The sequence below is a fragment of the Caulobacter sp. DWR1-3-2b1 genome, from assembly GCF_049895765.1.
Taxonomy (GTDB): domain Bacteria; phylum Pseudomonadota; class Alphaproteobacteria; order Caulobacterales; family Caulobacteraceae; genus Caulobacter.
This window is the reverse complement of record NZ_JAFCSZ010000003.1, coordinates 196,764-220,790: the sequence shown is the minus strand read 5'-3', so window position 1 is coordinate 220,790 and position 24,027 is coordinate 196,764. Positions and strand designations below refer to the sequence as shown.

The window sequence follows — 24,027 nt, the reverse complement described above, 5'->3', positions numbered from 1 at the left end:
CCGAAAGCTCCGCATGACCGACATCCCTGGCAAGAACCGACTGGCCTTCGACACCCGCACGATCCATGGCGGCCAGTTCCCCGACCCGACGACCGGCGCGGTGATGGTGCCGATCTACGCGACCTCGACCTATGTTCAGTCCAGCCCCGGTGAGCACAAGGGTTTCGAATATAGCCGCAGTCACAACCCGACCCGGTTCGCTTTCGAGCGCTCCATCGCTGATCTGGAGAGTGGGACGGCGGGCTTCGCCTTCGCCTCGGGACTGGCGGCGGCCTCGACGATCCTCGAAACGCTGGACAGCGGCGCGCATGTGATCGCCAGCGACGATCTCTATGGCGGCTCGTTCCGGCTGTTCGACAAGGTGAGGAAACGCTCGGCCGGGCTGAAGTTCAGCTTCGTCGACATGGGCGACCTGGCAGCCATCGAAGCGGCCATCACGCCCGAGACGAAAATGATCTGGGTGGAGACCCCCACCAATCCGATGCTGCGGCTGGCCGATCTGGCCGCCATCGCGGGCCTCGCCAAAAGGCGCGGCCTGATCACCGTGGCCGACAACACCTTCGCCAGCCCCTATGTGCAGCGGCCGCTGGAGCTGGGCTTCGACATCGTCATGCACTCGGCGACCAAATATCTGAACGGGCACTCCGACGTGGTGGCCGGCGTCGCCGTGGTGGGCGAAAACGCCGAACTGGCCGCCCAGATGAAGTTCCTGCAAAACGCGGTCGGCGCAGTGCTGGGTCCCTTCGACAGCTTTCTGGCCCTGCGCGGGGTCAAGACCCTGGCCCTGCGCATGGAGCGGGCCTGCCAGAGCGCCCTGACCATCGCTAGGTGGCTGGAGGCCCGGCCCGACATCGAACGGGTGATCTATCCGGGCCTGGAAAGTCATCCGCAGCATGAACTGGCCAAGCGCCAGATGCTCAATGGCTTCGGCGGCATCATCTCGGTGGACGTCAAGGGCGGCCTCGCGCCAGCCCGTCGGATGCTGGAGCGCACGCGGCTGTTCACCCTGGCCGAGAGCCTGGGCGGGGTCGAAAGCCTGATCGAACACCCGGCCATCATGACCCACGCCTCGATCCCGGCCGAGCAACGCGCAGCCCTGGGGATTTCCGACGGGCTGGTCAGGCTTTCGGTGGGGATTGAGTCTTGCTCGGACCTGATTTCCGACCTCGAAGCGGCTTTGGCAGCTTGAAGAGGTGATGCTCGCCTTCGCCGGGCATGGCCGGCGAGGGATCCACCGCCTTGGTCGGGCGCGGCGGCGGCAGGTCGTCGCGCGCCGCGTTCTCTGACAGCAGATGGGCGGTGAGCATCAGGTCGGTCTTGACCGAGGCGTGATCCTCCCTGGCCGTCCAGGCGCGAATGGCGGCCTGGGCGAAGGCTTCCGACAGGTCGGTGACCTCGATCTGGACGGCCGGCTCCTTGCGGATGCGCGGATCGCCCTCGGCCCGCTCGCGCAGGCGTTTCAGCACCGCGACCAGATCGGTCTTCAACGGCACCTTAAACAGCACGTCGACCCGCCGGGTACGGTGGGCCGAATAGTTCAGGATCACATCGCCGAACACCTTGCTGTTGGGGATCATCACCTTGACGTTGTCGAAGGTGGCGATCTCGGTGAACAACAGGTCCAGCGACTTCACCGTGCCGATCCGGGTGACCGTCTCGATGGTGTCGCCCACCCGATAGGGCCGAAACAACAGGATCATCACGCCGGCCGCCACGTTGGACAGGGCCCCCTGCAGGGCCAGGCCGATGGCCAGCGAGGCCGCGCCCAGCACCGCGATGATCGAGGTCGCCTGTACGCCCAGCTGCTGCAGCACCGCCACCAGACCAACAACCACGATGGCGTAGCGGACCAGTGAGGCGCCGAAGGTTTCCAGGATCTGGTCGGGATTGTTGCGGTGGACGCGGCCCAGGGTGCGCCGCACCACGCTCGCCGCCCAGCCGGCGATCCAGAAGGTCAGGCCCAGGATCAGGGCGGCGACCACCAGATTGACCGCCACCTGGCCCAGCCAGTCGAGCCCGTGGGCCAGCATGGCCTCGTCGGCCTTCACATTGGCGAGGTCGGGCAGCTTGGGAGCGGGCGGAATCAGGCTCGGCTTGGTCATGGCGCTCTCGATGGCGCCCCCGCCGCGGGCGGTCAACGACAGGCTGGCGGAGCCGTTTCTTCATGCCCTGCTTCGCCCTTGCGAAACAGTCGGTTACATCAATTGGCTCGAACTTGAGCTGAACCGTCTCTAAGAGCCGCGCCCATGAGCATGCCCTTCATCGACCTCGCCGCGCAGCAGCGCCGGATCCGTGCCAAGATCGACGTCGCCATCGCCGCCGTGCTCGACAGCGGCGCCTATGTGATGGGTCCGCAGGTCCGCGAGTTCGAGGCCAAGCTCGCCGCCTTTAGCCAAGCCAAGCTCGCGCTCTCCTGCGCCAACGGCACCGACGCCATCGCCCTGCCGCTGATGGCCTGGGGCGTGGGCAAGGGCGACGCGGTGTTCTGCCCGTCCTTCACCTTCGCCGCGACGCCGGAAGTCGTGCCATGGGTCGACGCGACGCCGGTCTTCGTCGACGTCCTCCCGGACACCTTCAACCTCGATCCCGCCAAGCTGGAGGCCGCCATCGCCGGGGTAAAGGCCGAGGGCAAGCTGACGCCCAGGGTGGTGATCGCGGTGGATCTGTTCGGCCAGCCCGCCGACTATCCGGCCATCAAGGCGATCTGCGACCGCGAGGGGATGAAGCTGATCTCCGACAGCGCCCAGGGCTTTGGCTGCACGCTGAACGGACATCACCCGCTGCACTGGGCCGACGTGGCCACCACCAGCTTCTTCCCGGCCAAGCCTTTGGGCTGCTACGGCGACGGCGGGGCGGTGCTGACCAACGACCAGGACCTGTGGGACCTGATGGACAGCTTCCGCGTCCACGGCAAGGCGGTGGCCCCGGACTTGGTGGGCCGCACCTTCGACCACGACACCAAGTACCTGAACACCCGCATCGGCATGAACTCGCGACTCGACACCATCCAGGCCGCGATCCTGATCGAGAAACTGGCCATATTCCAGGAAGAGATCGACCTGCGTCAGGTGGTCGCCGACCGCTACGCCGAAGGCTTGGCCGGCGCCGTGCTTGCGACGCCCAAGGTCATAGACGGCGGCGTCTCGGTCTGGGCTCAATATGTGATCGAGCACGAGAACCGCGATGGCCTGGCCGCCCAACTGAAGACGCAAGGGATCCCGACGGCGGTCTATTACCCCGTGCCGATGCACATCCAGGCGCCCTATGCAGCCTTCCCGCGCGGCTCCGGCGGCCTGCCGGTGACCGAGGCCAAGGCCGAAACGGTGCTGGCCCTGCCGATGCATCCGTATCTGGGCGAGGCCGACCAGCAGAAGATCATCGACGCGATCCGCGCCTTCAACGGCTGACACTGGCCCCCTCCGCGCCTGCGGCGCTCCTCCCCCGGAGCGGAAAGATGAAACGCGCCGACCTCATCTTCCCCCTACGGGGGGAGCGCGACCGCAGGGCGGTCAGGGGGGGCGAGTAACGGGCAGACCTAGTCCAGCATCCGCTCCAGCGTCTGAAGTTCATCCGCCTCGCGCGACGGCTTGTCCCAGCGGATGCGGTTGATGCGCGGAAAGCGCATGGCCACGCCGGACTTGTGCCGGGTCGAGCGCTGCAGCCCCTCGAAGGCCACCTCGAACACCAGGCCAAACTCCAGGTCGGCCCGCACCGAACGCACCGGGCCGAACCGCTCGACGGTGTTGTCACGCACGAACCTGTCGATCTGCTTCAGCTCCTCGTCTGTGAAGCCGAAATAGGCCTTGCCCACCGGGGTCAGGGTCCGGGCGCCCAGATCGTCCTCGCGCCAGACGCCGAAGGTATAGTCGGAATAGAAGCTGGATCGCTTGCCATGGCCGCGCTGGGCGTACATCAGCACCGCGTCGATCAACCGGGGATCGCGCTTCCACTTGAACCACGGCCCCTTGGGCCTCCCAGGCTCATAGAGGCTGTCGCGGCGTTTCAGCATCAGGCCTTCCGATAGCCGCGCGTCGCCCTCCGGCGGCTCGGCGCGCAGGGCGGTCAGTTCTTCCCAGGTGTTGAAGGGCTGTAGCGGCGAAAGGTCGATGCGGGGGCTGGCGATACGGGCCACGAAGGCCTCCAGCCGCGCCCGGCGCTCGACGAAGGGCAGCGACCGCACGTCGGTCTCGCCGTCCAGCAGCAGATCATAGGCCCGGATCGCCGCCGGGAAGGCCACCAGTTGCTTGGCGTCCACGCTCTTGCGGTTCAGCCGCTGCTGCAGGTCGCCAAATGGCGCCAAGGCTCCATCGCGGATCACCAGCAGCTCGCCGTCCAGCGCCCCGTCGAAATCCAGCGCCGCCAGCACATCAGGGAAGGTCGCCGAGATGTCGTCGCCGGTGCGGGTATAGAGCCGCCGCTCGCCGCGCTCGCTGACCGCCTGCACCCGGATGCCGTCCCACTTCCATTCGGCGACATAGGCGGCCGGATCGAGCTTGGCGAAATCGACGGCCTCGTCGATGGCCTGGGCCAGCATCACCGGCCGGAAGCGTCCCGGGGCGTCGGGCGAGGGTCGTTCAGAGCGGCCTTCCAGCCAGGCAAAGAGGTCGCCGTAAGGCGGCTCAAGCGCGTGCCAGACCTCCTCAATCTCACCGATCTCGACCTTGCCGAGATTGGCGCAGGCCTGCTTGGCCAGCCGCGCCGACACCCCCACCCGCAGACCGCCAGTCATCAGTTTCAGGAGAGCCCAGCGCCCGTCGGCGTCGAGGGCGTCGAGCCAGCCCTCGATCAGCCGCTGGACCTCCGATCGCGAAGCGCCGCGCAGGGCCTCGATCACTTCGGAAAGTTCCGGCTCGCGGTTGGCGCCGGGCCGCGAAGGCCAGGCCAGGGCGACGGTCTCGGCCAGATCGCCGACATAGTCGTAGGACCAGGCGAACAGCTGGGCGTCCATCCGCGCCTCGATGGCCTTGCGGATGAAGGCGGGCTTGGCGGCGGAGAACGACAGCGCTCCAGTCAGGGCCGCGAGAGCGAAACCCCGGTCCGGGTCCGGCTGGCCTCGCAGGAAATCCTCGATCAGGGTCAGCTTGGCGTTGCGCGAGCTGGTCAGGGACAGCCGGTCCAACAGGTGGGCGAAGGCGCGCATGGACATCGAACGCCTCGCCCCCGCTTCCGGTTCAGCTGCCGCGGGCTTCGTCGAGCTGGCCCAGGATCATGATCTTCTGCCAGATCTTGCGGCCCAGGTCCGAGGTCAGGGTCTCGATGTCATTGACCGCGGCGACGATGACCGGGTCGTCGGTCTCGCCGGCATAGAGCGCCGCCAGCTTGGCGGTCAGGGCCAGCATCTCGGCGCAATAGTCCAGATAGCGGGCCAGCTGGAAGCGGTTCATCTCGCGCACCGGCGAGGACGGCGTGCGCGGCCCCAGCACCAGGGTCGGATCCTTGGTCAACTGGTGCATGTCGATGACGTGGGCGAAGGAGCGCAGCTCGTGCAGGGCCTTTTGCACCCGGCCGCGCTTCCAGCGGGTCTCCAGCGAGACCAGGAACCAGGCGGCCGCGCCCGACAGCAGGATTAGATTGACCGCCGGCTCCAGGCCCTGGGCCAGTTTCAGGGCGTCGGCGCCGCGCAGGGTCGACAGCCAGTCCAGCCGGGCGATCAGCGCGATCTCGGCGACGATGGCGACCAGCACCACGACCAACACCAGAGACCGCAGGCCCAGATAGGGCCGCGACAGTCGCCGGGCCCTCTGGGCTGTGGTTCGGGCCGTGACGGTGAGCTGATCGCAGACCTGGGCCAGACCCGCGTTCGGAAAGCGCTCGGCCACCCGGACCCGCAGATGGTCCAGCGTCTCGACCACCTTGGCGGCGTCGAGTTTGCGCGCCCCGTTGTCCCTGGCCATCGGCGTCCCCCGTCTCGCCCCACATTCCCCGGGGGCGACGCTAACACGGCCATGGCGCTTGCCGTCAATTCAAACAGATGTTTAGATCGAGCATCGGAGACCGGCCATGACCTTCCAGCCGCCAGAGCCCTTCACGCTTCACACCCGCCACAGCCCTCTGACCACACCGTGGGAGCCGATCTATGCGGCCATAGGCGACGACCGCTGGAGGCTTGGCGTCGAGATCCGCGAGCCCCACACCAATTCCCGCGGCGCCCCCCACGGCGGCCTGATCGCCGCCCTGGCCGACAACGCCATGGGGTTGTCGTGCGGGGTGCTGCTGAAGAGCCTAGACATCGCCTCCAGCGGACTGGTCACCGTCTCCCTGGCCGTCGACTATCTGGGCGCGGCCAAGCTTGGCCAGTGGCTGGAATTCGACACCGACTTCATCAAGCCCGGCAAGAGCCTGTGCTTTGCCGAAGCGACGGTGCGGGCCGACGGCAAGCCGGTGGCGCGGGCCCATGCGACGTTCAAGGTGGTGGGGGCTTAGGGCGGGGTTCAGCTTTCGACCTGTAGCGGACGCTGAAGCAGTCAGTTGGTGGGGCCGCTGATAACTCCGGAGCCCTTTTAGGAGACTGACACTCCGCCTATGGTGGAGCTGCCGCGGGTCGGCCATTTTGCGTGGGCATCTGGCAGCTTAGGGGAGCGCAATGAACCTTTCCGCCGGCACAATCGGACTTCTCGCTGCCGCCCTTCTTGCGGGAGCGATATCCGGAATGCTCCCCAACAGTCTAGCTAAGATGGCGCTGCAGTTAGTGTTGGCGATATGCGCGGCCATCGTCGGATGGAGATTGATTCAAACGGCTAGTCACCGGGACGGCAACGAGCAAGTCGCAAAGGAGCGCCTTGCCTGGGATTTTTACGCTGCCCTCTATGTTATCGGTGGTCTCATCGTAGCCGCAGGACTGTTCAACGTTACACGGCCCGTGCTGCGTCGCGGCGGAGTCGAAGATCCTGGTTTTTGGATCACCAGTGGCATCGTGTTGGTGGCAATCGGCCTACCCCTCGTTCTGATTGGATGGGTGCGCGGAAAGCGGTGATGTCCGCCACCCATAACGGACATCTGGCGCGCCCTTGCGCCGAGCCAGCCTTAGATCTCTTGGAGGCTACAGCTTGCTGGTCTGGAAAGGTCAGTCAAGGACGGCTTCGCCGCCGCGAAGCGGCCGCCCGGAGGGCGCTGTCGGCGGAGTGACCTTTCCAGACCAGCGATCGTCTCGCCATGAGATTTAAGGATGGCTCCCTCTCGCGGGCGAAGGTAGGCGGGGCGCCTGACTGAGACCTTCTCCCAGAGGGAGAAGGAGCGGCCCGCCGCGTAGCGGTGGGAGGATGAGGGGTTTGCGAAGCCCTTCCGGACAAGGCAGGGGCTTTGGGTGCGAGGGCGGCTGGCGGTGTAACCCCTCACCCTCCCACGCAAGCGTGGGTCCCTCCTCTGCCTCTGGGAGAGGGCTGAGAGTATGGGGATAGGCTGTGCTGTATCCCCGCTCTTCTCAGAAAAAATCCCAACCTCATCAGTGTCTTGTAAAAATCTTCATCGCCCCGATCCTCGGCGCTGAAACGTCCCTTATTCTCAGTGCTGTCCCCGTCGCAGGGGGAGGGCGCTTGGTACCGGCCTGATGCGGCGACGGGTGATGAAGCTGAGCGGGGCCGCGACGCCCTGGAAGGCGGGTCGAGGTGTGCGGGCTGTCTCAGAAGGACGGCGCAAACGCTGAGTGGCTTGTCGGCCGGGCGAGCGCGGGTTGAAGAGGGCGGGGGTCAGAAGCCGCCTATCGCACATCGTCGGCGTCGAGACGGATAGCCGATCGACGAGATGCGCGCCCGTCTGGGGGTTAATTGGGAATCAGAGCTGAAACTCACGCTCGTGTGCCCCGATCCTCACGGTCAAGAACAGCTTGGCGAAGCGGACAGGTCGAACCGCAACGCAAAAAACACATCACGGTCATCCGGGTTCGCCCCGGCCGCTTCGCGCCTCCCCAACCCACTTGCAGCCAGTTTGGCGCGAGGCCGAAAAGCCGTGTCCGCCAAAGATCCTCTCCCTGCGGGAGAGGTGTCGGCCCCCGGATCCGGCCACTGGCAGGTCCAAGGATAAACTCAGCCGACGGAGAGGGGCTGCCATGAACAGAACAGACTTCCCCTCCGGCGCTTCGCGCCACCTCCCCCGACAGGGGGGAGGATACCTACTCCCCCTCCTCCTCGTCATAGCCGACCAGCCGCAGCGCCCGCGCCGGCAAGCCTTCAAGCTCGCACCAGCGCAGCAGGGCCTCTTCCCGGCCATGGGTAATCCATACCTCGCCCGGGCGAAGCTCCGACAGCGTGTCGGTAAGCTCGTCCCAGTCGGCATGGTCCGACAGGATCAGCGGCAGCTCGACACCCCGCTGCCGGGCCCTTGCCCTCACCCGCATCCAGCCGGATGCGAAACAGTCGACCGGATCGGCGAAGCGGCGCGACCAGCGGTCGGCGATGGCCGAGGGCGGGGCGATGACGATCTGGCCGGCGAATTCCTTTTTCGCCTGACCGGTGGTGGCCGGCAGCAGAGGCCCCAGGTCGACGCCATGGTCGCGATAGAGCGCGTTCAGCCGCTCCAGCGCGCCATGCACATAGATCGGCTGATCCCAGCCGCCCTCGCGCAGCAGCCTGATCACCCGCTGGGCCTTGCCCAGGGCATAGGCGCCGACCAGGTGGGTGCGTTCGGGGAATTGGGCGACGCTGGCCAGCAGGCTGGCGATCTCGCCCGTGTCACTGGGATGGCGAAACACCGGCAGGCCGAAGGTGGCCTCGGTGATGAACACGTCGCACGGGACAGGCTCGAACCGCGCGCAGGTCGGGTCGCGGCGGCGCTTGTAGTCGCCGGACACCACCATGGTCAGGCCCTTCCACTTCACCACCGCCTGGGCCGAGCCGAGGACGTGTCCCGCCGGGACCAGAGTCACCTCGACGCCATTGTGGGTGAAGCTGGAGCCATAGGGCACGGCGTCGCGGCGACCGGCGAAATCCTCGCCATAGCGGACGGCCATGATCGCCAGGGTCTCGGGCGTGGCCGCCACGACGCCATGGCCGGCCCTGGCATGGTCGGCATGGCCATGGGTGATCACCGCCCGGTCCACAGGGCGGACAGGGTCGATATAGAAGTCCCCCGGCGGGCAATACAGGCCATCGGGCCGGGGACAGAGGAGGTCTTCAGGCTTGATCACGGTGGATATCACAATGCGCGGGCTGCTAATCCTATCCCATGATGGACGATGAAACCCTGCGCCTGATGGCGAAGACCATGAACGAGGCCAGCCCGCAGTCGCGCGCTCTGGGCTTCACCCTCGTGGAGATCGGCGGCGGCGCCGCGACTCTGAAGGCGCCCTATCGCCCCGAAATGGTCGGCGATCCCGAGACGGGCGTGATCGCCGGCGGGGTGATGACCACCCTGCTCGACCACACCTGCGGCCAGGCCGTGCACGCGGCGATGGAGACCTGGAGCCCGATCGCCACCCTGGACCTCCGCATCGACTATATGCGGCCCGCCGAACCGGGACGCGACGTGCTGGCTCGCGCCCATTGCTACAAGCTGACCCGCTCCATCGCCTTCGTCCGCGCCGTCGCCTATGAGGACGATCCCGAAAATCCGGTGGCCACCGCTCAGGCGACCTTCATGATCGACACCGGCGCCGGCCGGGAGCCGGGCGCCAATCTGAAGCCGTCTCGCGCCGCAGACCCGGGCGCCAAGACCGGGGGAGACGCCGCATGAGCGACGCTGATGACATCCCCCTGGTCGCCGTGCTCGGCGCCATCCCCTATGCCCGGTTCCTCGGGATCTCCGCCGAACTGGCCGGCGACGAGATGACCGCCATCCTGCCGTTCTCGGACCACATCGTCGGCAATCCGATGTTGCCGGCTATCCATGGCGGAGTGCTGGGCGCCTTCATGGAGATGACCGCTCTGGCCCAGCTGACGGTGGCTGCGCCGCTGAAGCGTCAGCCGCGCACGGTGGATGTCTCGATCGAGTATCTGCGCTCGGGCCGGCCGGTGACCACCTATGCACGGGCCAGCATCAAGAAGCTGGGCCGGCGGGTCGCCAATGTTCACGTCGAGGCCTGGCAGGATACCCGGGCCGCGCCGATCGCCACGCTGCGGGGCATCTTCCTCGTCGCGCCCAGCGAGGGCTGAAAATGGCACGGGTTTCGCGCGGCGGACGGGGCGGCGGGAAGGCGGTCCGCAAGGGTGATCTGCCGTCGAAGACCTGTCTGACTTGCGGGCGACCGTTCACTTGGCGCAAGAAGTGGGAAGCTGTCTGGGAAGAAGTGAAATATTGCTCGGATCGGTGCCGAAACCAGAAGATTACACCGCCGTAATCCAGGTTATCGATGGCAATGTTTCTTAAAAAGCCTTCATGAAGCAAAGGTAACGGGTGTTCACCAAGGGCCGCGCCTATACCCCTTTTCACCGGACGCGAACAACCGCGCCGGACACCAAAAGGGATCAAGACCATGACCACCAACAGCAATTCTTTCGCCGGCTTCGCCACCTTGGTTCTCGCGGTTCTGCCGCTAGTCGTTATCGTCGGTTCGCTCGCCACGAGCTTCTGAATGATCGCCGCGTAACTCCACCGGGTCTATCGCCCCGAGGCCTCGAAGGCCTTACGGGCCGCCCGGTGGAGAATGGCGTGACGCTGCGCCAAACGATCGATGTCGGCGTCGTATCCGCCGCCGATTACCCCCGCCACGGGGACGCTTCTCTCCAGACAACAGCCCAGGACAAACGCCTCGCGCCGCGCGAGCCCCTCGTCGCTCAGGGACAGACGCCCCAGCTTGTCGTCCGCGTGCGGATCGACACCAGCGTTGAAGAACACCAGATCCGGCCTTTCCCGCTCCAGCAGCGCCGGCAGGATCTCCGCCAGCTTTGCCAGATAATCCGCATCGCCCGTTCCGTCGGCCAGATCGATATCCAGATCGCTGACCGCCTTGCGGGCCGGGAAGTTCTTCTCAGCGTGCATCGAGAACGTGAAGACGCTGGGATCGCCTTCGAAAATCCGCGCGGTGCCGTCGCCCTGATGGACGTCGAGATCCACCACCAGCGCCTTGCCGATCGCGCCCTCGGCCAACAGGCGCCGGGCCGCCACAGCGGCGTCGTTGAACACGCAGAACCCCGCCCCGCTTTCGGACGAGGCGTGATGGCTGCCACCGGCTGTGTTGCAGGCGATCCCGTGCTCCAGGGCCAGCCGCGCGGTCAGCAGAGTCCCGCCCGTCGCCGCCCGGGCCCGAATGCCGACGGATTCGCTGTTGGGCATGCCGATCCTGCGGACGATGTCGGCCGGCAAGGACAACTCCAGCACGCCGCGCACATACTCTTCGGTATGGACCAGCCGCAGGGTCTCAACGTCGACCAGTTCCGGACGATGGAATCCGTCCGGCCCTGGAAGGCCCTCGGCCAACAACAGCGCCGCGAGCCGCGAGAACTTGTCCATCGGAAACCGGTGCCCCGCCGGCATCTCGGCGCGGAAGGCGGGGTGGTGCACGATGGGCGCTGACATCGGCAAACGATGGCGATCGCGACGGGTTGACGCAAGGTCGCGTCTTGCCCCCGCGTCGCTTGGGGAATAACCCATCGTCATGCAGACGCCCGACAACCTCGCCGACATCCTCGCCCTCGAAGCCATCGAGGTGAACCTGTTCCGCGGCACCAGCCCCAACGAAGGGATGCCGCGCATCTTCGGCGGCCTGGTCATCGCCCAGGCCCTGTTGGCCGCCTACAAGACCGTACCCGAGCGGATCTGCCACTCGCTGCACGCCTATTTCATCCGGCCCGGCGACGTGACGGCGCCGGTTCTCTACGAAGTCGAGCGGGCCCGCGACGGCGGCACCTTCACGACCCGGCGGGTGGCGGCGATCCAGCACGGCGAGCAGATCTTCAACCTGGCCTGCTCGTTCCAGACACCCGAAGAGGGCTTCGAGCACCAGTCGACCATGCCCCCGGCGCCCGCGCCGGACGCCGTGCCGACCGAGGGCGAGTTCCTGCGCAGCCTGGGCGACCAGGTCCATCCCAAACTTCTCGCCTTCCTCGCAAAGCCGCGTCCGATCGAGATCCGCTGGATCGATCCGCAGAACCCGATGAAGCCCGAGAAGAAGTCCGGCACAAAGGAAGTCTGGCTACGAGCTCGCGCCCCGCTGGGCGACGACGTCAAGATGCAGCAGGCGGCTCTCGCCTACGCCTCAGACATGGCCTTCATGGAAAGCGCCCTGCGTCCGCATGGCCTGGTCTGGACCAGCCCCGGCCTGCAGGCCGCCAGCCTCGACCACGCCATGTGGTTCCACCATCCGTTCAATTTCAACGACTGGACCCTGTTCGCCCAGGACAGCCCCAGCGCCTCGCAGGGTCGCGGCCTGGTGCGTGGGCAGATGTTCAGCCAGGACGGCAAGCTGCTGGCCTCGGTAGCTCAGGAATGCCTGATGCGGATCAAAAAGTAGCTATTTGGCGAAGCTGATCGTCGCCACGCCGGCCCGGGCCAGGCCTCGTAGCAACGAAGCGACCTGCATGCCCACGGTCAATTCGCCCGCCAGGGCCATGCGCAACGCCTCGGCGGCCGGGACCCAGATGCGTTCGATCCGTTCGGTCGGGTCGTCCTTGGGCTCGGCAACCTTGGTCACCTGGCGCGCCAGGACAATATGAGTGCGATTAGAATGGGTGCCGGCGTTCGGTCGCGTCTCACCGACCAGGGTGAGAACCCCGGCGCATCCGGTCTCCTCCAGCAACTCCCGCTTGGCGGCATCCAGAGCATCAGCGTCGGTCGGCTCCATGCCGCCGGCGGGCAATTCGATGGAGATACCGCCCAGGCCGTGGCGGTACTGCTTGACCAGCAGCACGTTGTCTTCGGCGTCCAGAGCGATGACCTCGACCCAGCCTGGATAGTCGAGCACATAGTAGGGAGCGATCACCACGCCTTCATCGGTGACGCAGTCGTCGGCGCGAACGCTGATCCAGCGATCCTTGTGAACATAGCGCGAGGCGGTGACCCGCCACTTCCCGTCGGATGCCATGTCCTCGAACTCCCAAGCTCGTCGTTCGCCAGAGCCCTTTCCGACCTGATGGCCTCATCAGGGTCGGGCGAAAAGGGCTCTAAATCAAAAGTTTAGAGCATTTTTCGATCCGATAACCGTTTCACACTTATCGGAAAATGCTCTAGTCGTAATTTCGCTCGACGCCGTCGGTGTCATCCGCCTCTTCGCTCGGCCCCTCCGGTTCGCCCACCAGCGCGGGCGGGTCGGCGAGGATCAGGCGCTCGGCGATCTTCACCTCGGGCACGGCCTCACGGGTGAAGGGCAGAAACCAGGTCTGGCCGCCGAGGGCAGGCTGAATCTCGAGCAGGTCGCCGGCTCCGAAATTCTGCACGCTCTTGACCGAGCCCAGCAGGGCGTTGTCGCCGATGTGCCGGACGGGCAAGCCGACGAGATCGGTCAGGTAGAATTCATTCTCATCCGGCTCCGGAAGCGATTCCCGGGGGACGTAGAGGCGCAGGCCGCGCAGGGCGTCGGCGGCGTCCTTGGTCTCAATCCCCTTGCAGCGGGTGACGAGACCTTCCTTGGCCACGCGGGCCGAGACGATGGACAGAGCCAGCGAGCCGTCCTGGCGCATCAGCGCCTTGAAACCGGCCAGGCTCTTGGGGTCTTCGGTATAGGTCGTGATCTTCACCTCGCCGCGCACGCCAAAGGCGCCGGCGACGCGGCCGACAAGGATCAGGTTGGCGGAGGGCGATGGGCTCATGGATAGCGACATCATCGCCCCGATCCGAAGACCGGGGCGACAACATCAAAGGCCTTAGCCTTCGGTCTTTGCTTCTTCAGCGACCGGGGCTTCTTCAGCGACCGGGGCTTCTTCAGCGACCGGGGCTTCTTCAGCAGCGGCTTCAGCGGCCGGAGCCTCTTCGGCGGCGACTTCCTCGGCAGGCGCTTCTTCAGCAACCGGCTCCGGAGCGGGAGCAGCGGCAGCCTCGGCAGCAGCGGCGGCGGCTTCAGCGGCAGCGGCAGCGGCGGCTTCAGCAGCGACCTTGGCGTCTTCCTTGGCCTGGATGGCGGCGGCGGCGGCTTCTTCAGCGGCCTTCACGTCGGCGGCCTTGCGGTCTTCGTCGCGTTGGGCGCGTTCGGTGATGCGTTCCTGGGCCTTCTTGCCCGGCGCGCCCTTCTCGGGGTTGTTGCCGTGGGTCCACGAGCCGATGCCCTCAGCGGCCAGGAACCGGGCGACGCGGTCGGTCGGCTGGGCGCCCTTTGCGATCCAGGCCTGGATCGACTCGACCTTCAGGGTGACGCGAGCGGCGTCGTCCTTCTTGAGGAGCGGGTTGTAGGTGCCGACCTTTTCGATGAAACGACCATCGCGCGGCGAGTGGCTGTCGGCGACGACGATCGAGTAGTACGGGCGCTTCTTGGCGCCGCCACGGGCGAGACGGATCTTCAGCATATCGGTAGTCCTTGAGTTCGAGTTCTATTTCTTGAACGGGTTGAAACTGGGCGGCAGACCGCCGCCCAGGCCGGAAAGGAGGTTCGGCTTGGCGTCGCCGCCACCGCCGAGACCGGGAAGACCCGGCAGGCCTCCCGCGGAATTCTGTTCGGGCTGAGCGGCCTTGCCGCCGCCCATGGCCTTGAGGCGGGACATGTCGCCGCCGCCCATCATGCCGGCCATGCGCGCCAGGCTCTTGCCGCCGTCCTTGGACATGGCCTTGAACATGTCGGCCATCTGACGATGCTGCTTGAGCAGCCGGTTGACCTCGGCCACATCCACCCCGGAGCCGGCCGCGATGCGGCGCTTGCGCGAGGCGGCCAGGATGTCGGGCTTCTTGCGCTCCAGCTTGGTCATCGAGCTGATGATCGCCTGCTGGCGGCGGAAGATGCTGTCGTCGATGCCGCTCTCGGCGATCTGCTTCTTGACCTTCTGGACGCCCGGCAGGAGGCCCATAATGCCCGCCATGCCGCCCATCTTCTGCATCTGCGACAGCTGGGACGACAGGTCGTTGAGGTCGAACTGGCCCTTGGCCAGCTTCTTGGCCATGCGCTCGGCTTCGGCGTGGTCCAGATCCTGGGCGGCGCGCTCGACCAGGGCGACGACGTCGCCCTGTCCCAGGATGCGGCCGGCCACGCGGCGGGCGTCGAATACGTCCAGCGCATCGATCTTCTCGCCGGCGCCGAGGAACTTGATCGGCAGGCCCGTGACATGACGCATCGACAGCGCAGCCCCGCCCCGGCCGTCGCCGTCGGCGCGGGTCAGGATCAGGCCGGTGAGCGGCAGGCGTTCGTGGAAGGCCTTGGCGGTACGGACGGCGTCCTGACCGGTCAGGCTGTCGGCGACCAGCAGGGTTTCGGTCGGTTGGGCGATGCGGGCGATTTCCGCCGCTTCGCTCATCATCGCTTCGTCCAGCGTGGTCCGGCCGGCGGTGTCGAGGATCAGGACGTCATAACCACCCAGGCGTGCGGCGCTCATGGCGCGCTTGGCGATGTCGATAGCGCTCTGGCCGGCGACGATCGGCAGGCTTTCGACCTCGACCTGTTTGGCCAGCATGGCCAGCTGTTCCATGGCGGCCGGGCGGCGGGTGTCGAGCGAGGCGACCAGCACCTTCTTGCGCTCGTTCTTGGACAGACGCAGGGCCAACTTGCCGGTCGTGGTGGTCTTGCCCGACCCCTGCAGGCCGGTCATCAGGATCACCGACGGCGGGTTCAGGGCCAGGTTCAGACCGGTCGGCTCTTCGCCGCCCAGCATGTCGACCAGACCGTCATAGACGATCTTGACCACCTGATCGGCCGGCTTGACCGAGCGGATGACTGCCTCGCCCGAGGCCAGCTCCTTGGCCTTGCTGATGAAGTCCTTAACCACCGGGAGGGCGACATCGGCTTCCAGCAGGGCGACACGGACCTCGCGCAGCGCTTCGTCGATGTCCTTGTCGGACAGCACGCCGCGACCGCCGAGGCGGTCGAATACGCCGGAGAGCCGCTCTGTAAGGTCGTCGAACATCTCGAACCCTGATCAAACACAAGACCAAACGCGATCAGCCCCCATGGACGATCACGTCGATGGGGGTCCTCACCGTCCTCGTCCAGATGGATCCCGCGCTAGCGGGCTGGGGTCGTGACGGTAGAGGCGCTGCTGATGAAGCGCCGGAAGGGCGCGCTTATGCACAGAAAATGGCGCGGAGTCAAAGGCGTGCCGTTCAGCGACAGGTCTGGACAAGCCGGCACTCCGTCGTCCAGGCTCGCGCCACGATCCCGAACACGATGCGAGGCGTATGAATGGCCCAGCCCACCCGGCCCTATTATTCCAGCAAGGGCGTCTCGGCGGTTTATTACGACCTGCTGACCGCCGCCGACAAGAAGTTGTTGGGTGATCTGGAGGTCTATGCCGGGCTGGCCAACGGCCCCAGCCAGATCCTGGAACTTGGCGCGGGAACCGGCCGGATAGCGGTGGATCTCGCCCAGCGCGGACATTCCGTCTTAGGCCTCGACATCGCACCCGCAATGCTCGATCAGGCCGAGGCCAAGCGAAAGGCGCTGGACCCTAAAACGGCGGCCCGCCTTCGGTTCAAGCTGGGCGACATGGCCTCGCTCGCCTTGGGTGAAACCTTCGATCTGGTGCTGTGCACCTATTTCACCCTGGCCCACGTTCCCGCCGGCGCGGCCTGGAAGAACACCTTCAAGGGCGTGGCCAAGCACCTCAGGCCCGGCGGGCTGGCTGCGTTTCATCTGCCTGTGGAAGAGCGGATGCGAGAATCACCGCCGCCATCGGACAAGCCGGTGTTCATGCACCCCCTTGATGGTGGCGGGGCCGTCGCACTTTACATCCTGGAGCACAGCTTCAACCCGAAGCTTGGGCGCATGGATCTGGTGATGGACTTCGTGACCAGGCCCGCTTCTGGCGCGGTGGCAGTCCATAGCCACGAGCGGCTGACCTATTATCTCGCAGACCCCGTTCCGTTCGCCGATGCGGCCGGGCTGGAAGTCGCAATGGCCCCGATCGATGTCGGCGGAGTCGGGGCCATCCACGTTTTCCGGAAGCCCTAGACTGGGCCGAGATAGTCGCGCTTGCCGACTTCGACGCCGTTCTTGCGCAGGATCGCGTAGGCCGTCGTCAGGTGGAAGAAGAAGTTTGGCTGAGCCTGGGTCTGGAAATAGGCCAGGCCCTTGACCACGCTGGTCTCACCGCGGCGGGTCAGGCTGATGTCACGGACCTCGGCGCCTTCAAACTTGCTCGCGTCCAGGCCTTCGACATAGGCGACGGCGCGATCAATGCGGGCGATCAGGTCGTCGAAGCCGATCTCGACATCATCCCAGGCCGGAACTTCCTCGCCGGCCAGACGCGCAGCGCAGCCCTTGGCGAAGTCGGTGGCGATCTGGACCTGGCGGATCAGCGGGAACATGTCGGGATAAAGCCGAGCCTTCAGCAAGGCTTCCGGATCCAGTTTCTTGGCCTCGACGTGAGCGGCCGCCTTGGTCAGCACACCCTTCAGGCCCTTCAGGCCCTGGACGAAGACGGGAACGCTGGCCTGATGGATGGAAATGGACATGAAAGCTCCGCTTGAACGTATGGCGCACAGATAGGGCGGCCATCAACGAAGCGAAAGCACGGAACGCGAGGGGATCGGCGAGGGTTTAGGAACCTTAACTTCAAACCACGAGGTCTCCCCATGAAAGTCAGCGACGCCATGACCGGCCAGGTCTCGACCGCCGCCCCCACCGATACGGTCCGAAAGGTGGCCCAGATGATGGCCCATGTCGAAACCGGCGCGGTGCCAATCGTCGATGAAGGCAAGGTGGTGGGCCTGGTCACCGACCGCGACATCGTTCTGCGGGTGGTCGCCGAAGGCCGCAGCTTCGACTCGCCGATCTCCGAGGCCATGACCGAGGGCGAGGTCCATAGCGTCAAGGAAGATGATGTCCTGGCCGACGCCACCGCCAAGATGGCCAGCTACCAGATCCGCCGCCTCGTCGTCCTGAACGACGCCGGCGCCCTGACCGGCATCCTGTCGCTGGGCGACGTGGCCAAAGACTACGGCGCCAAACAGGTCGGCAAGACGCTGGAAGAAATCTCGGCCGAGCCGAGCGACGCGGCCCACTAACTCCGGGGCAGGCGACCAAGAAAAAGGGCGGCTCCGCGAGGAGCCGCCCTTCGTCGTTTCAGGCTGTCGCGAGCCCTAGACCAGCGACGGGTCGATGGTCTTGCAGGCTTCCATCAGGCCCTTAACCGAGGCGACCGAGGCGGCGAACATCGCCTTCTCTTCGTCATTGGTCTCGAACTCGATGATCTTTTCCGCGCCGCCGGCGCCGATGACGACAGGCACGCCCACATAGAGGCCGTCCAGGCCGTACTGGCCGGTCAGGAAGGTGGCGCACGGCAGGACGCGCTTCTTGTCCTTCAGATAGCTGGTGGCCATAGCGATGGCGCTTTCGGCCGGGGCGTAGAAGGCCGAACCGGTCTTCAGCAGCCCGACGATCTCGCCGCCGCCGCCGCGGGTGCGCTTGACGATGCCGTCCAGCTCTTCCTGGGTCATCCAGCCTTGCTTGACCAGTTCCGGCAGCGGCAGGCCGCCAACCGTCGAATGACGAACCATCGGGACCATGTCGTCGCCGTGGCCGCCCAGGGTCCAGGCGTGGATGTCCTCGACCGACACGCCGGTCTTTTCGGCCAGGAAGTAGGCGAAGCGCGCCGAGTCCAGGACGCCGGCCATGCCGATGACCTTTTCCTTTGGCAGGCCCGAGAACTGCTGCAGCGCCCATACCATCGCGTCGAGCGGGTTGGTGATGCAGATGACAAAGGCGTTAGGAGCGTGCTGCTTGATGCCTTCGCCGACGGCCTTCATGACCTTCAGATTGATGCCCAGCAGATCATCGCGGCTCATGCCCGGCTTGCGCGGCACGCCGGCGGTGACGATGCAGACGTCGGCGCCCGCAATGTCGGCATAGTCGTTGGCGCCCTTCAGGACGATGTCCTTGCCGAACACGGCCGAGGCTTCGGCGATGTCAAGGGCCTTGCCCTGCGGCGTGCCTTCGCTGATGTCGAACAGAACGATGTCGCCCAGCTCTTCGCGAGCCGCGATGTGAGCCAGGGTGCCGCCGATCATGCCGGCGCCGATAAGGGCGATCTTCGCGCGAGCCATAGGGTCTCCGTCAGGACTGTGGATGGAATTTCTCGCGGCGGTCTAGACCCATGAGGCTTAAGCCTCAAGCCCTCTTCCCCGTTTCGCTGCACTGCGGCAAAACACTCTGAACAACGATAAGGACGCGCAGGGATGAGCAAGACCGATCCGGGAAACTATTTCGAGGACTTCAGGCTGGGCCAAGTGCTGGTTCACGCCACGCCGCGCACCGTCACGGCTGGGGATGTGGCGCTTTACACTGCCTTTTACGGTCCGCGCTTTTCCCTGTTCTCGTCGGACGAATTCGCCCGGGCGATAGGCCTGCCCGCCGCGCCGGTCGATCCGCTGGTCGCCTTCCACGTCGTGTTCGGCAAGACGGTGCCCGATATCAGCCTGAACGCCGTGGCCAATCTGGGCTATGCGGAGGGCCGGTTTCTGTCCCCGGTCTATCCGGGGGACACGCTTTGCGCGACGTCCGAGGTGATCGGGCTGAAGGAAAACTCCAATCGCAAGACCGGCGTCGTCTATGTGCGGACCACTGGGACCAACCAGCGCGGCGAGGCGGTGCTGAGCTATGTGCGTTGGGTGATGGTGCGCAAGCGGACCGCCGAGGCGCAGGTTCCCGAGCAATCGACGCCGAAACTGGCTGAGGCAGTGGCCGCCACCAACCTGGTCGTGCCCAAGGGCCTCGATTTCGCGAACTACGATTACGCCCTGGCTGGAGCGCCGCACGCGTTCGAGGATTACGAGATCGGCGAGCGGATCGACCATGTCGACGGCATGGCCATCGAGGAGGCCGAGCACGCCATGGCCACGCGGCTCTGGCAGAACACCGCCAAGGTCCATTTCAACCAGTTCGAGCGCGCCAAGGACCCATCTGGCCGACGGCTGGTCTATGGCGGGGTGGTGATCTCCACCGCCAAGGCCCTGTCGTTCAACGGCCTGCAGAACGCCGGACTGATCCTGGCGATCAATGGCGGCCGCCATGTCAGTCCCTATTTCGCCGGAGCCACGGTGTTCGCCTGGAGCGAGGTGCTGGATAAGGCCGACCTCGGAGGCGGCGTCGGCGCCCTGCGCCTGCGGCTGGTCGCCACCAGGGATCGACCCTGCGACGACTTCCCGGGCAAGGACGAGGCGGGGGTCTATAACGAGCACGTCATCCTTGATTTCGACTATTGGGCGGCGGTCCCCCAAAGGGGCTCGGCGCGTGACTGAGTTCGTTCTGGACCCGGCCTTCGTGGCGACCTCGGCGGCATTGGGCGACCTGCCGCTATGCGAGGCCCGCCTGCAACTGGACGCTCGTTATCCTTGGATCGTGCTGATCCCGCGCCGGCCGGGTCTTCGCGAGATCGAGGACCTGTCGCCCGCGGACCGGATCGCGCTGATGGACGAGGTCGTCCTGGCCGGCGCGGCCGTGCGAGCCCTGGGCTTCCAGATCGACAAGCTCAACGTTGGGGCGCTCGGCAATGTCACGCCGCAACTCCACGTCCACGTCATCGGCCGCCGGGTCGGCGATCCGGCTTGGCCGGGACCGGTCTGGGGCCACAGTGCCGCCGAGCCGTTTGAGCCGGCCGCTCTTGAGGCGGCGGTCGCGGCGGCCAGGGCGGCGCTGAGCCTCTAGCGCAGGTTCGGCTTCTTCTTCGCCGACGCCTTCTTCTTGCTCGTCGTCGCCTTGCCCTTGCGGGCCGGAGCTGCCTTGGCCTTGGAGCCCTTCTTGCCCTTGGCCACGGCCTTGCCTTTCGAGCCGCCCTTCTTGGCGAGGGCGGCGCACTTGGCCTTGGCGGCCTTCAGCGCCTTGCCGGTCTTGCCCCTGGTCGAGCAGGCGACGGCACGGACCGGAGTCGCGCGGGCCGGCGCGGCGCGGGGCTGGCCCCAGATCACCGGGCCACGGCTCTGGATCACGTAGCCCGGCGGCAGGCTGGGCGGCGCCTCGCGGTCGGCGATCACCGTCCGGCTGGCGCCTTCCTCGTACAGGCTGCCGCTCCAGCGGGTCGCGCCAACGGGGCTGAGGGTCAGCACAGCCGACTGGTCGGGCCTGGGGCTGAAGCGCACGACGAGGTTCTGGCCCGTCTGGTCGACCGTCTCGATCAGACCCGTCGAGCCCACCGAACCCGGGCGACGCACATCGCGCCAAGCGCCTTCCACCGGTCCATAGCCCCCGGCCGGATCGACGATCTGCAAGGTGTAGAGGGTCGAGCCATCCGGGCCGGTGACTTTCCAGCCGCCATCCAGCGGACCTTGCAGGCCCTGGGCGGCGACGATCGAGCCCTTGACTCGCATCTCGTAGATCTGTTCAGCGGGCATATAGCCGCCCTGCGGAACAAGATGCTCGCCCGCCGCGATGGAGGGCGCCGGCGACTCCGGGACCGGGATCGGCAGTAGGGTCGGCTTGTGGGCCGGGGGCCGCGAGGACGGCGCGGCGGCCTCTTCCTCATCGGTGGTCTGCGGCCCGGTCTGCGAGATCAGGTCGCCCAGCGGATCGATGGCCGGGGGCACATAGGGCTGCTCGACAGGCGTCGACGGCTGAGCGACCGGCGGCGCGGTCGACACCGGCGCCTCCTGGGCCAGACCAACGCCCGGGATTGGCACCGCGATCAGCGCGAAAAGAAGAGCCAGAGCCCGCATCGAAACGTCCTAACCGGCCTTGGCGGCGATGGCGGCGGCGACCTGGACCAGACGCTCGGCCTGGGTCAGGTGCAGGCGTTCGGCCATCTTGCCGTCCACCCGGAGAGCTCCCTTGCCAGCGTTTTCGGGCGCCTTGAAGGCGGCGATCACCGCCTGGCTCCAGGCGATCTCGGCGTCCGTGGGCGAGAATACCCGGTTGCAGATTTCGAGGTGCTTGGGATGGATCAGGGTCTTGCCGTCGAAGCCGAAGTCGACGCCCTGGACGCAGACCGCCTGCAGCGCCTCCAGATCCTCGATGTCGTTGTGCACGCCGTCGAGAATAGACAGGCCGTGCGCCCGGGCGGCGGCGACCGACAGGGTCAGCAGCGGCAGGAAGGGCTCGCGGCCCGGCGTCTGGCGAGCCCGCATTTCCTTGGCGAAGTCGTTGACGCCCATCACCCAGGTCGACAGCCGGGTGTTCTTGCTGGCGGCGGCGATCTCCCAGAGGTGGAAGGCGGCCTTGCCGGTCTCGATCATGGTCCAGAGTTTGGTATGGATCGGGGCGGCGTGCAGGGCCGCGTCATAGGCGTGGACGTCGGCGGCGTCATTGACCTTGGGAACCAGCACCGCGTCGGGGCCGGCTTCGGCGGCCGCCTTCAGGTCGGCGGCGCCCCAGGGGGTGTCGAGGCCATTGGTGCGAATGACGATTTCACGCGATCCGAACCCGCCGGCCTTCACGGCCGCGACGGCGGCCTCGCGCGCGGCGCCCTTCATTTCCGGAGCCACGGCGTCTTCGAGGTCGAGGATGATCACGTCGGCGTCCAGGGTGCGCGCCTTCTCGACCGCCTTGGCGTTCGAGGCGGGCATATAGAGAGCGCTGCGGCGCGGCCGGGCGACGTCGGACATTCAAGCTTCCCTGCGGTTCTTAATCTCATAGAGCGCATTCCGCCGAAGGGGTCCCGGTTCGGCGATAAGAATGCGCGTCAACTCTAGAGCCTTCTTAAGCATCCCGGCGCTTCCACAAAAGCCCGGTCGTTCTTCAGGCGAAGAACGACCCGCTTAAAAACTAGCGCATGGCGGACGCCGAAACCGGCCTCCACTTTCGGCTGCCATGCGCGAAACGCGTCTCGCGGCGTATTCTTGGTCAAGGATCGCGCGAAGCGGGTTAAGATCGCGGCATGACCACGCGCTATGACGAGAACGCCCGCAACGTTCTGGGCGGCGAGCTGATCCCTTGCTCCCTGAACCCGGTGACGGGCTTTTACCGCAACGGCTGCTGCGAGACGGGCCCGCACGATCTGGGCCTGCATACCGTGTGCGCGGTGATGACCGACGAATTCCTGGCCTTCTCCAAGGCCGCCGGCAACGATCTCTCCACGCCCCGTCCCGAGTTCGCCTTCCGCGGCCTGAAGGCCGGCGACCGCTGGTGCCTGTGCGCCGGCCGCTGGAAAGACGCCCTCGACGCCGGCATGGCCCCGCCGGTGGTGCTGGAGGCGTCGCACGAAGAGATGCTGGCGATTGTGACGCTCGGGGTGTTGAAGGACCACGCGGTGGTTTAGGGGTTACCGGCCAGCGCTGGACGCCCCCTCCGTCACGTCGCCTCCCATTCTTTGCTTGAGGGCCGCGCCACCTCCCCCGCTTTGCAGGGGAGGAGAAGACCCCCTCTCCTCCCTCGTAGCGAAGCGTGCGGGGGAGGTGGCGCGCTGCAAATATGCAGCGTGACGGAGGGGGAAGTCCTGCTGAATCAATGAGGTCTTCCCCCTCCGTCCTTCGGCCGCCTTCCCCGCCAGGGGGAGGATCTGGGGGCTCGATGCCCGTGCGCATCGGGGGACGGCGCGATCACTATCCCCGTGGTCTCAGCCCAGCGGATATTCCCGTTCCAGCCGATAGGCCGAGCCCTCGGCGCCCAACCAGCTGGAATAGAGGCCGAAACGCACCACCCGGAACGGCGGCGAGTGCAACAGGTTGTGGGCCTGGACCCAGGCGCCGACCTCGGGCACGGCGGGGCGCTTCAGATAGGCCAGGGTGACATGCGGGGTGTAGAGCCGCGCCTCGGGCTTGAGACCCACCTCGCGGGCGGCCCGCTCGTTGGCCTTGGCCAGGCGGCGCAGGTCCGGGTTCTCGCCGACCCCCGCCCAGACCGCGTGGATCTCGGCGCCTTCGCCGAAATGGCCGACGCCGGCCAGCTCCAGGTCGAAGGCCGGAGCCTGGATCGCCGCCAGGGCCTCATCCAGTTCCGCCGCCACCGGCTCCTGGACGTCGCCGATGAACTTCAGGGTGATGTGGAAGGCCTCCTGCGGCCGCCAGCGCGCGTGCTCGATCCCGTGCTGGCGGGGTAGCAGGCCCTGGCCGATTTCAGGCGGCACGGCGATGGCGGTGAACAGACGAAGCATCGGC

General features: G+C 66.4%; 28 protein-coding genes. 14 read left to right on the top strand and 14 right to left on the bottom strand.

Annotation, left to right across the window (positions count from 1 at the left end):
• The first annotated feature begins 13 nt into the window (after positions 1 to 13).
• Positions 14 to 1,189, top strand: a complete 1,176-nt coding sequence (locus ACP69S_RS04890; RefSeq protein ID WP_425995410.1) for a trans-sulfuration enzyme family protein — start codon at positions 14 to 16, stop codon at positions 1,187 to 1,189.
• Here ACP69S_RS04890 and ACP69S_RS04885 read toward each other — a convergent pair.
• Positions 1,119 to 2,102 carry a mechanosensitive ion channel family protein gene (locus tag ACP69S_RS04885; RefSeq protein ID WP_425995408.1) on the bottom strand — a complete coding sequence of 328 codons (984 nt, stop codon included), beginning with the start codon at positions 2,100 to 2,102 and terminating at the stop codon, positions 1,119 to 1,121. The genes ACP69S_RS04890 and ACP69S_RS04885 overlap by 71 nt on opposite strands.
• A 144-nt stretch (positions 2,103 to 2,246) precedes the next feature.
• On the opposite strand from ACP69S_RS04885, the gene ACP69S_RS04880 reads away from it, so the two are divergent.
• A complete protein-coding gene (locus ACP69S_RS04880) occupies positions 2,247 to 3,407 on the top strand; it encodes a DegT/DnrJ/EryC1/StrS family aminotransferase (RefSeq protein ID WP_425995406.1) in 1,161 nt (386 codons plus the stop codon).
• Positions 3,408 to 3,535: 128 nt separating this feature from the next.
• Here the strand turns inward: ACP69S_RS04880 and ACP69S_RS04875 are convergent, their stop codons facing one another.
• Both ACP69S_RS04875 and ACP69S_RS04870 read right to left on the bottom strand, forming a co-directional pair.
• On the bottom strand, positions 3,536 to 5,146 hold the full coding sequence (locus tag ACP69S_RS04875; RefSeq protein ID WP_425995404.1) for a cisplatin damage response ATP-dependent DNA ligase: 1,611 nt from the start codon (positions 5,144 to 5,146) through the stop codon (positions 3,536 to 3,538).
• Between the two features lie 25 nt (positions 5,147 to 5,171).
• Positions 5,172 to 5,894 carry a hypothetical protein gene (locus ACP69S_RS04870; protein WP_425995402.1) on the bottom strand — a complete coding sequence of 241 codons (723 nt, stop codon included), beginning with the start codon at positions 5,892 to 5,894 and terminating at the stop codon, positions 5,172 to 5,174.
• Between the two features lie 106 nt (positions 5,895 to 6,000).
• On the opposite strand from ACP69S_RS04870, the gene ACP69S_RS04865 reads away from it, so the two are divergent.
• Positions 6,001 to 6,423, top strand: a complete 423-nt coding sequence (locus ACP69S_RS04865) for a PaaI family thioesterase (protein WP_425995400.1) — start codon at positions 6,001 to 6,003, stop codon at positions 6,421 to 6,423.
• Positions 6,424 to 6,583: 160 nt separating this feature from the next.
• A complete protein-coding gene (locus tag ACP69S_RS04860) occupies positions 6,584 to 6,973 on the top strand; it encodes a hypothetical protein (protein ID WP_425995398.1) in 390 nt (129 codons plus the stop codon).
• A 1,134-nt stretch (positions 6,974 to 8,107) separates the two neighbouring features.
• On the opposite strand, the gene ACP69S_RS04855 is transcribed toward ACP69S_RS04860, so the two are convergent.
• The gene (locus tag ACP69S_RS04855) at positions 8,108 to 9,136 is read right to left on the bottom strand and encodes a ligase-associated DNA damage response exonuclease (RefSeq protein WP_425995496.1); all 1,029 of its coding nucleotides are present in this window, start codon (positions 9,134 to 9,136) and stop codon (positions 8,108 to 8,110) included.
• A gap of 23 nt (positions 9,137 to 9,159) precedes the next feature.
• Here ACP69S_RS04855 and ACP69S_RS04850 point away from each other — a divergent pair, with 23 nt between their 5' ends.
• The 4 genes from ACP69S_RS04850 to ACP69S_RS04835 all read left to right on the top strand — a co-directional run bounded on the left by ACP69S_RS04850 (position 9,160) and on the right by ACP69S_RS04835 (position 10,504).
• Positions 9,160 to 9,666 carry a PaaI family thioesterase gene (locus ACP69S_RS04850; protein ID WP_425995396.1) on the top strand — a complete coding sequence of 169 codons (507 nt, stop codon included), beginning with the start codon at positions 9,160 to 9,162 and terminating at the stop codon, positions 9,664 to 9,666.
• Complete coding sequence (locus ACP69S_RS04845; RefSeq protein ID WP_425995394.1) at positions 9,663 to 10,085, top strand: PaaI family thioesterase; 423 nt, start codon at positions 9,663 to 9,665, stop codon at positions 10,083 to 10,085. The genes ACP69S_RS04850 and ACP69S_RS04845 overlap by 4 nt, the downstream gene beginning before the upstream one ends.
• 2 nt (positions 10,086 to 10,087) lie before the next feature.
• A complete protein-coding gene (locus ACP69S_RS04840) occupies positions 10,088 to 10,270 on the top strand; it encodes a DUF2256 domain-containing protein (protein WP_425995392.1) in 183 nt (60 codons plus the stop codon).
• A gap of 135 nt (positions 10,271 to 10,405) precedes the next feature.
• Positions 10,406 to 10,504, top strand: coding sequence for a hypothetical protein (locus ACP69S_RS04835; protein WP_425995390.1), 99 nt, complete (start codon positions 10,406 to 10,408; stop codon positions 10,502 to 10,504).
• Between the two features lie 26 nt (positions 10,505 to 10,530).
• On the opposite strand, the gene ACP69S_RS04830 is transcribed toward ACP69S_RS04835, so the two are convergent.
• Positions 10,531 to 11,448, bottom strand: a complete 918-nt coding sequence (locus ACP69S_RS04830) for a histone deacetylase family protein (protein WP_425995388.1) — start codon at positions 11,446 to 11,448, stop codon at positions 10,531 to 10,533.
• A gap of 79 nt (positions 11,449 to 11,527) precedes the next feature.
• Between ACP69S_RS04830 and ACP69S_RS04825 the strand changes: the two genes are divergently transcribed.
• Positions 11,528 to 12,382, top strand: a complete 855-nt coding sequence (locus ACP69S_RS04825) for an acyl-CoA thioesterase (protein ID WP_425995386.1) — start codon at positions 11,528 to 11,530, stop codon at positions 12,380 to 12,382.
• Here the strand turns inward: ACP69S_RS04825 and ACP69S_RS04820 are convergent, their stop codons facing one another.
• The 4 genes from ACP69S_RS04820 to ffh all read right to left on the bottom strand — a co-directional run bounded on the left by ACP69S_RS04820 (position 12,383) and on the right by ffh (position 15,911).
• A complete protein-coding gene (locus tag ACP69S_RS04820) occupies positions 12,383 to 12,952 on the bottom strand; it encodes an NUDIX hydrolase (RefSeq protein ID WP_425995384.1) in 570 nt (189 codons plus the stop codon).
• Positions 12,953 to 13,094: 142 nt separating this feature from the next.
• Positions 13,095 to 13,676 (bottom strand): ribosome maturation factor RimM, encoded by a 582-nt coding sequence (gene rimM / locus ACP69S_RS04815; RefSeq protein ID WP_425995382.1) that lies wholly within the window; start codon positions 13,674 to 13,676, stop codon positions 13,095 to 13,097.
• 54 nt (positions 13,677 to 13,730) lie between these two features.
• Entirely contained in the window at positions 13,731 to 14,366 is a 636-nt protein-coding gene (gene rpsP, locus ACP69S_RS04810; protein WP_425995380.1) for a 30S ribosomal protein S16, read from the bottom strand.
• Positions 14,367 to 14,390: 24 nt separating this feature from the next.
• Positions 14,391 to 15,911, bottom strand: a complete 1,521-nt coding sequence (gene ffh, locus ACP69S_RS04805; protein WP_425995378.1) for a signal recognition particle protein — start codon at positions 15,909 to 15,911, stop codon at positions 14,391 to 14,393.
• A gap of 275 nt (positions 15,912 to 16,186) precedes the next feature.
• Between ffh and ACP69S_RS04800 the strand changes: the two genes are divergently transcribed.
• Positions 16,187 to 16,954: a class I SAM-dependent methyltransferase gene (locus ACP69S_RS04800; RefSeq protein WP_425995376.1), complete on the top strand. Its 768-nt coding sequence runs from the start codon at positions 16,187 to 16,189 to the stop codon at positions 16,952 to 16,954.
• Here ACP69S_RS04800 and ACP69S_RS04795 read toward each other — a convergent pair.
• On the bottom strand, positions 16,951 to 17,457 hold the full coding sequence (locus ACP69S_RS04795; RefSeq protein ID WP_425995374.1) for a DUF1993 domain-containing protein: 507 nt from the start codon (positions 17,455 to 17,457) through the stop codon (positions 16,951 to 16,953). The two genes, ACP69S_RS04800 and ACP69S_RS04795, sit on opposite strands and share 4 nt — an antisense overlap.
• 120 nt (positions 17,458 to 17,577) lie before the next feature.
• On the opposite strand from ACP69S_RS04795, the gene ACP69S_RS04790 reads away from it, so the two are divergent.
• Entirely contained in the window at positions 17,578 to 18,009 is a 432-nt protein-coding gene (locus tag ACP69S_RS04790; RefSeq protein WP_425995372.1) for a CBS domain-containing protein, read from the top strand.
• A 75-nt stretch (positions 18,010 to 18,084) separates the two neighbouring features.
• On the opposite strand, the gene mdh is transcribed toward ACP69S_RS04790, so the two are convergent.
• Complete coding sequence (gene mdh / locus ACP69S_RS04785) at positions 18,085 to 19,047, bottom strand: malate dehydrogenase (protein ID WP_425995370.1); 963 nt, start codon at positions 19,045 to 19,047, stop codon at positions 18,085 to 18,087.
• A 132-nt stretch (positions 19,048 to 19,179) separates the two neighbouring features.
• Between mdh and ACP69S_RS04780 the strand changes: the two genes are divergently transcribed.
• Together ACP69S_RS04780 and ACP69S_RS04775 are read left to right on the top strand one after the other, a co-directional pair.
• Positions 19,180 to 20,241, top strand: a complete 1,062-nt coding sequence (locus ACP69S_RS04780) for a MaoC family dehydratase (RefSeq protein ID WP_425995368.1) — start codon at positions 19,180 to 19,182, stop codon at positions 20,239 to 20,241.
• Positions 20,234 to 20,647 (top strand): HIT domain-containing protein, encoded by a 414-nt coding sequence (locus ACP69S_RS04775; RefSeq protein WP_425995366.1) that lies wholly within the window; start codon positions 20,234 to 20,236, stop codon positions 20,645 to 20,647. The genes ACP69S_RS04780 and ACP69S_RS04775 overlap by 8 nt, the downstream gene beginning before the upstream one ends.
• On the opposite strand, the gene ACP69S_RS04770 is transcribed toward ACP69S_RS04775, so the two are convergent.
• Positions 20,644 to 21,651, bottom strand: coding sequence for a hypothetical protein (locus tag ACP69S_RS04770; protein ID WP_425995364.1), 1,008 nt, complete (start codon positions 21,649 to 21,651; stop codon positions 20,644 to 20,646). The genes ACP69S_RS04775 and ACP69S_RS04770 overlap by 4 nt on opposite strands.
• Before the next feature lie 9 nt (positions 21,652 to 21,660).
• Positions 21,661 to 22,536, bottom strand: a complete 876-nt coding sequence (locus ACP69S_RS04765) for an HpcH/HpaI aldolase/citrate lyase family protein (protein WP_425995362.1) — start codon at positions 22,534 to 22,536, stop codon at positions 21,661 to 21,663.
• A gap of 272 nt (positions 22,537 to 22,808) precedes the next feature.
• Here ACP69S_RS04765 and ACP69S_RS04760 point away from each other — a divergent pair, with 272 nt between their 5' ends.
• Positions 22,809 to 23,189: a DUF2237 family protein gene (locus tag ACP69S_RS04760; RefSeq protein WP_425995360.1), complete on the top strand. Its 381-nt coding sequence runs from the start codon at positions 22,809 to 22,811 to the stop codon at positions 23,187 to 23,189.
• Between the two features lie 297 nt (positions 23,190 to 23,486).
• Here the strand turns inward: ACP69S_RS04760 and thpR are convergent, their stop codons facing one another.
• On the bottom strand, positions 23,487 to 24,023 hold the full coding sequence (gene thpR, locus ACP69S_RS04755; RefSeq protein WP_425995358.1) for an RNA 2',3'-cyclic phosphodiesterase: 537 nt from the start codon (positions 24,021 to 24,023) through the stop codon (positions 23,487 to 23,489).
• Between the last annotated feature and the right edge of the window lie 4 nt (positions 24,024 to 24,027).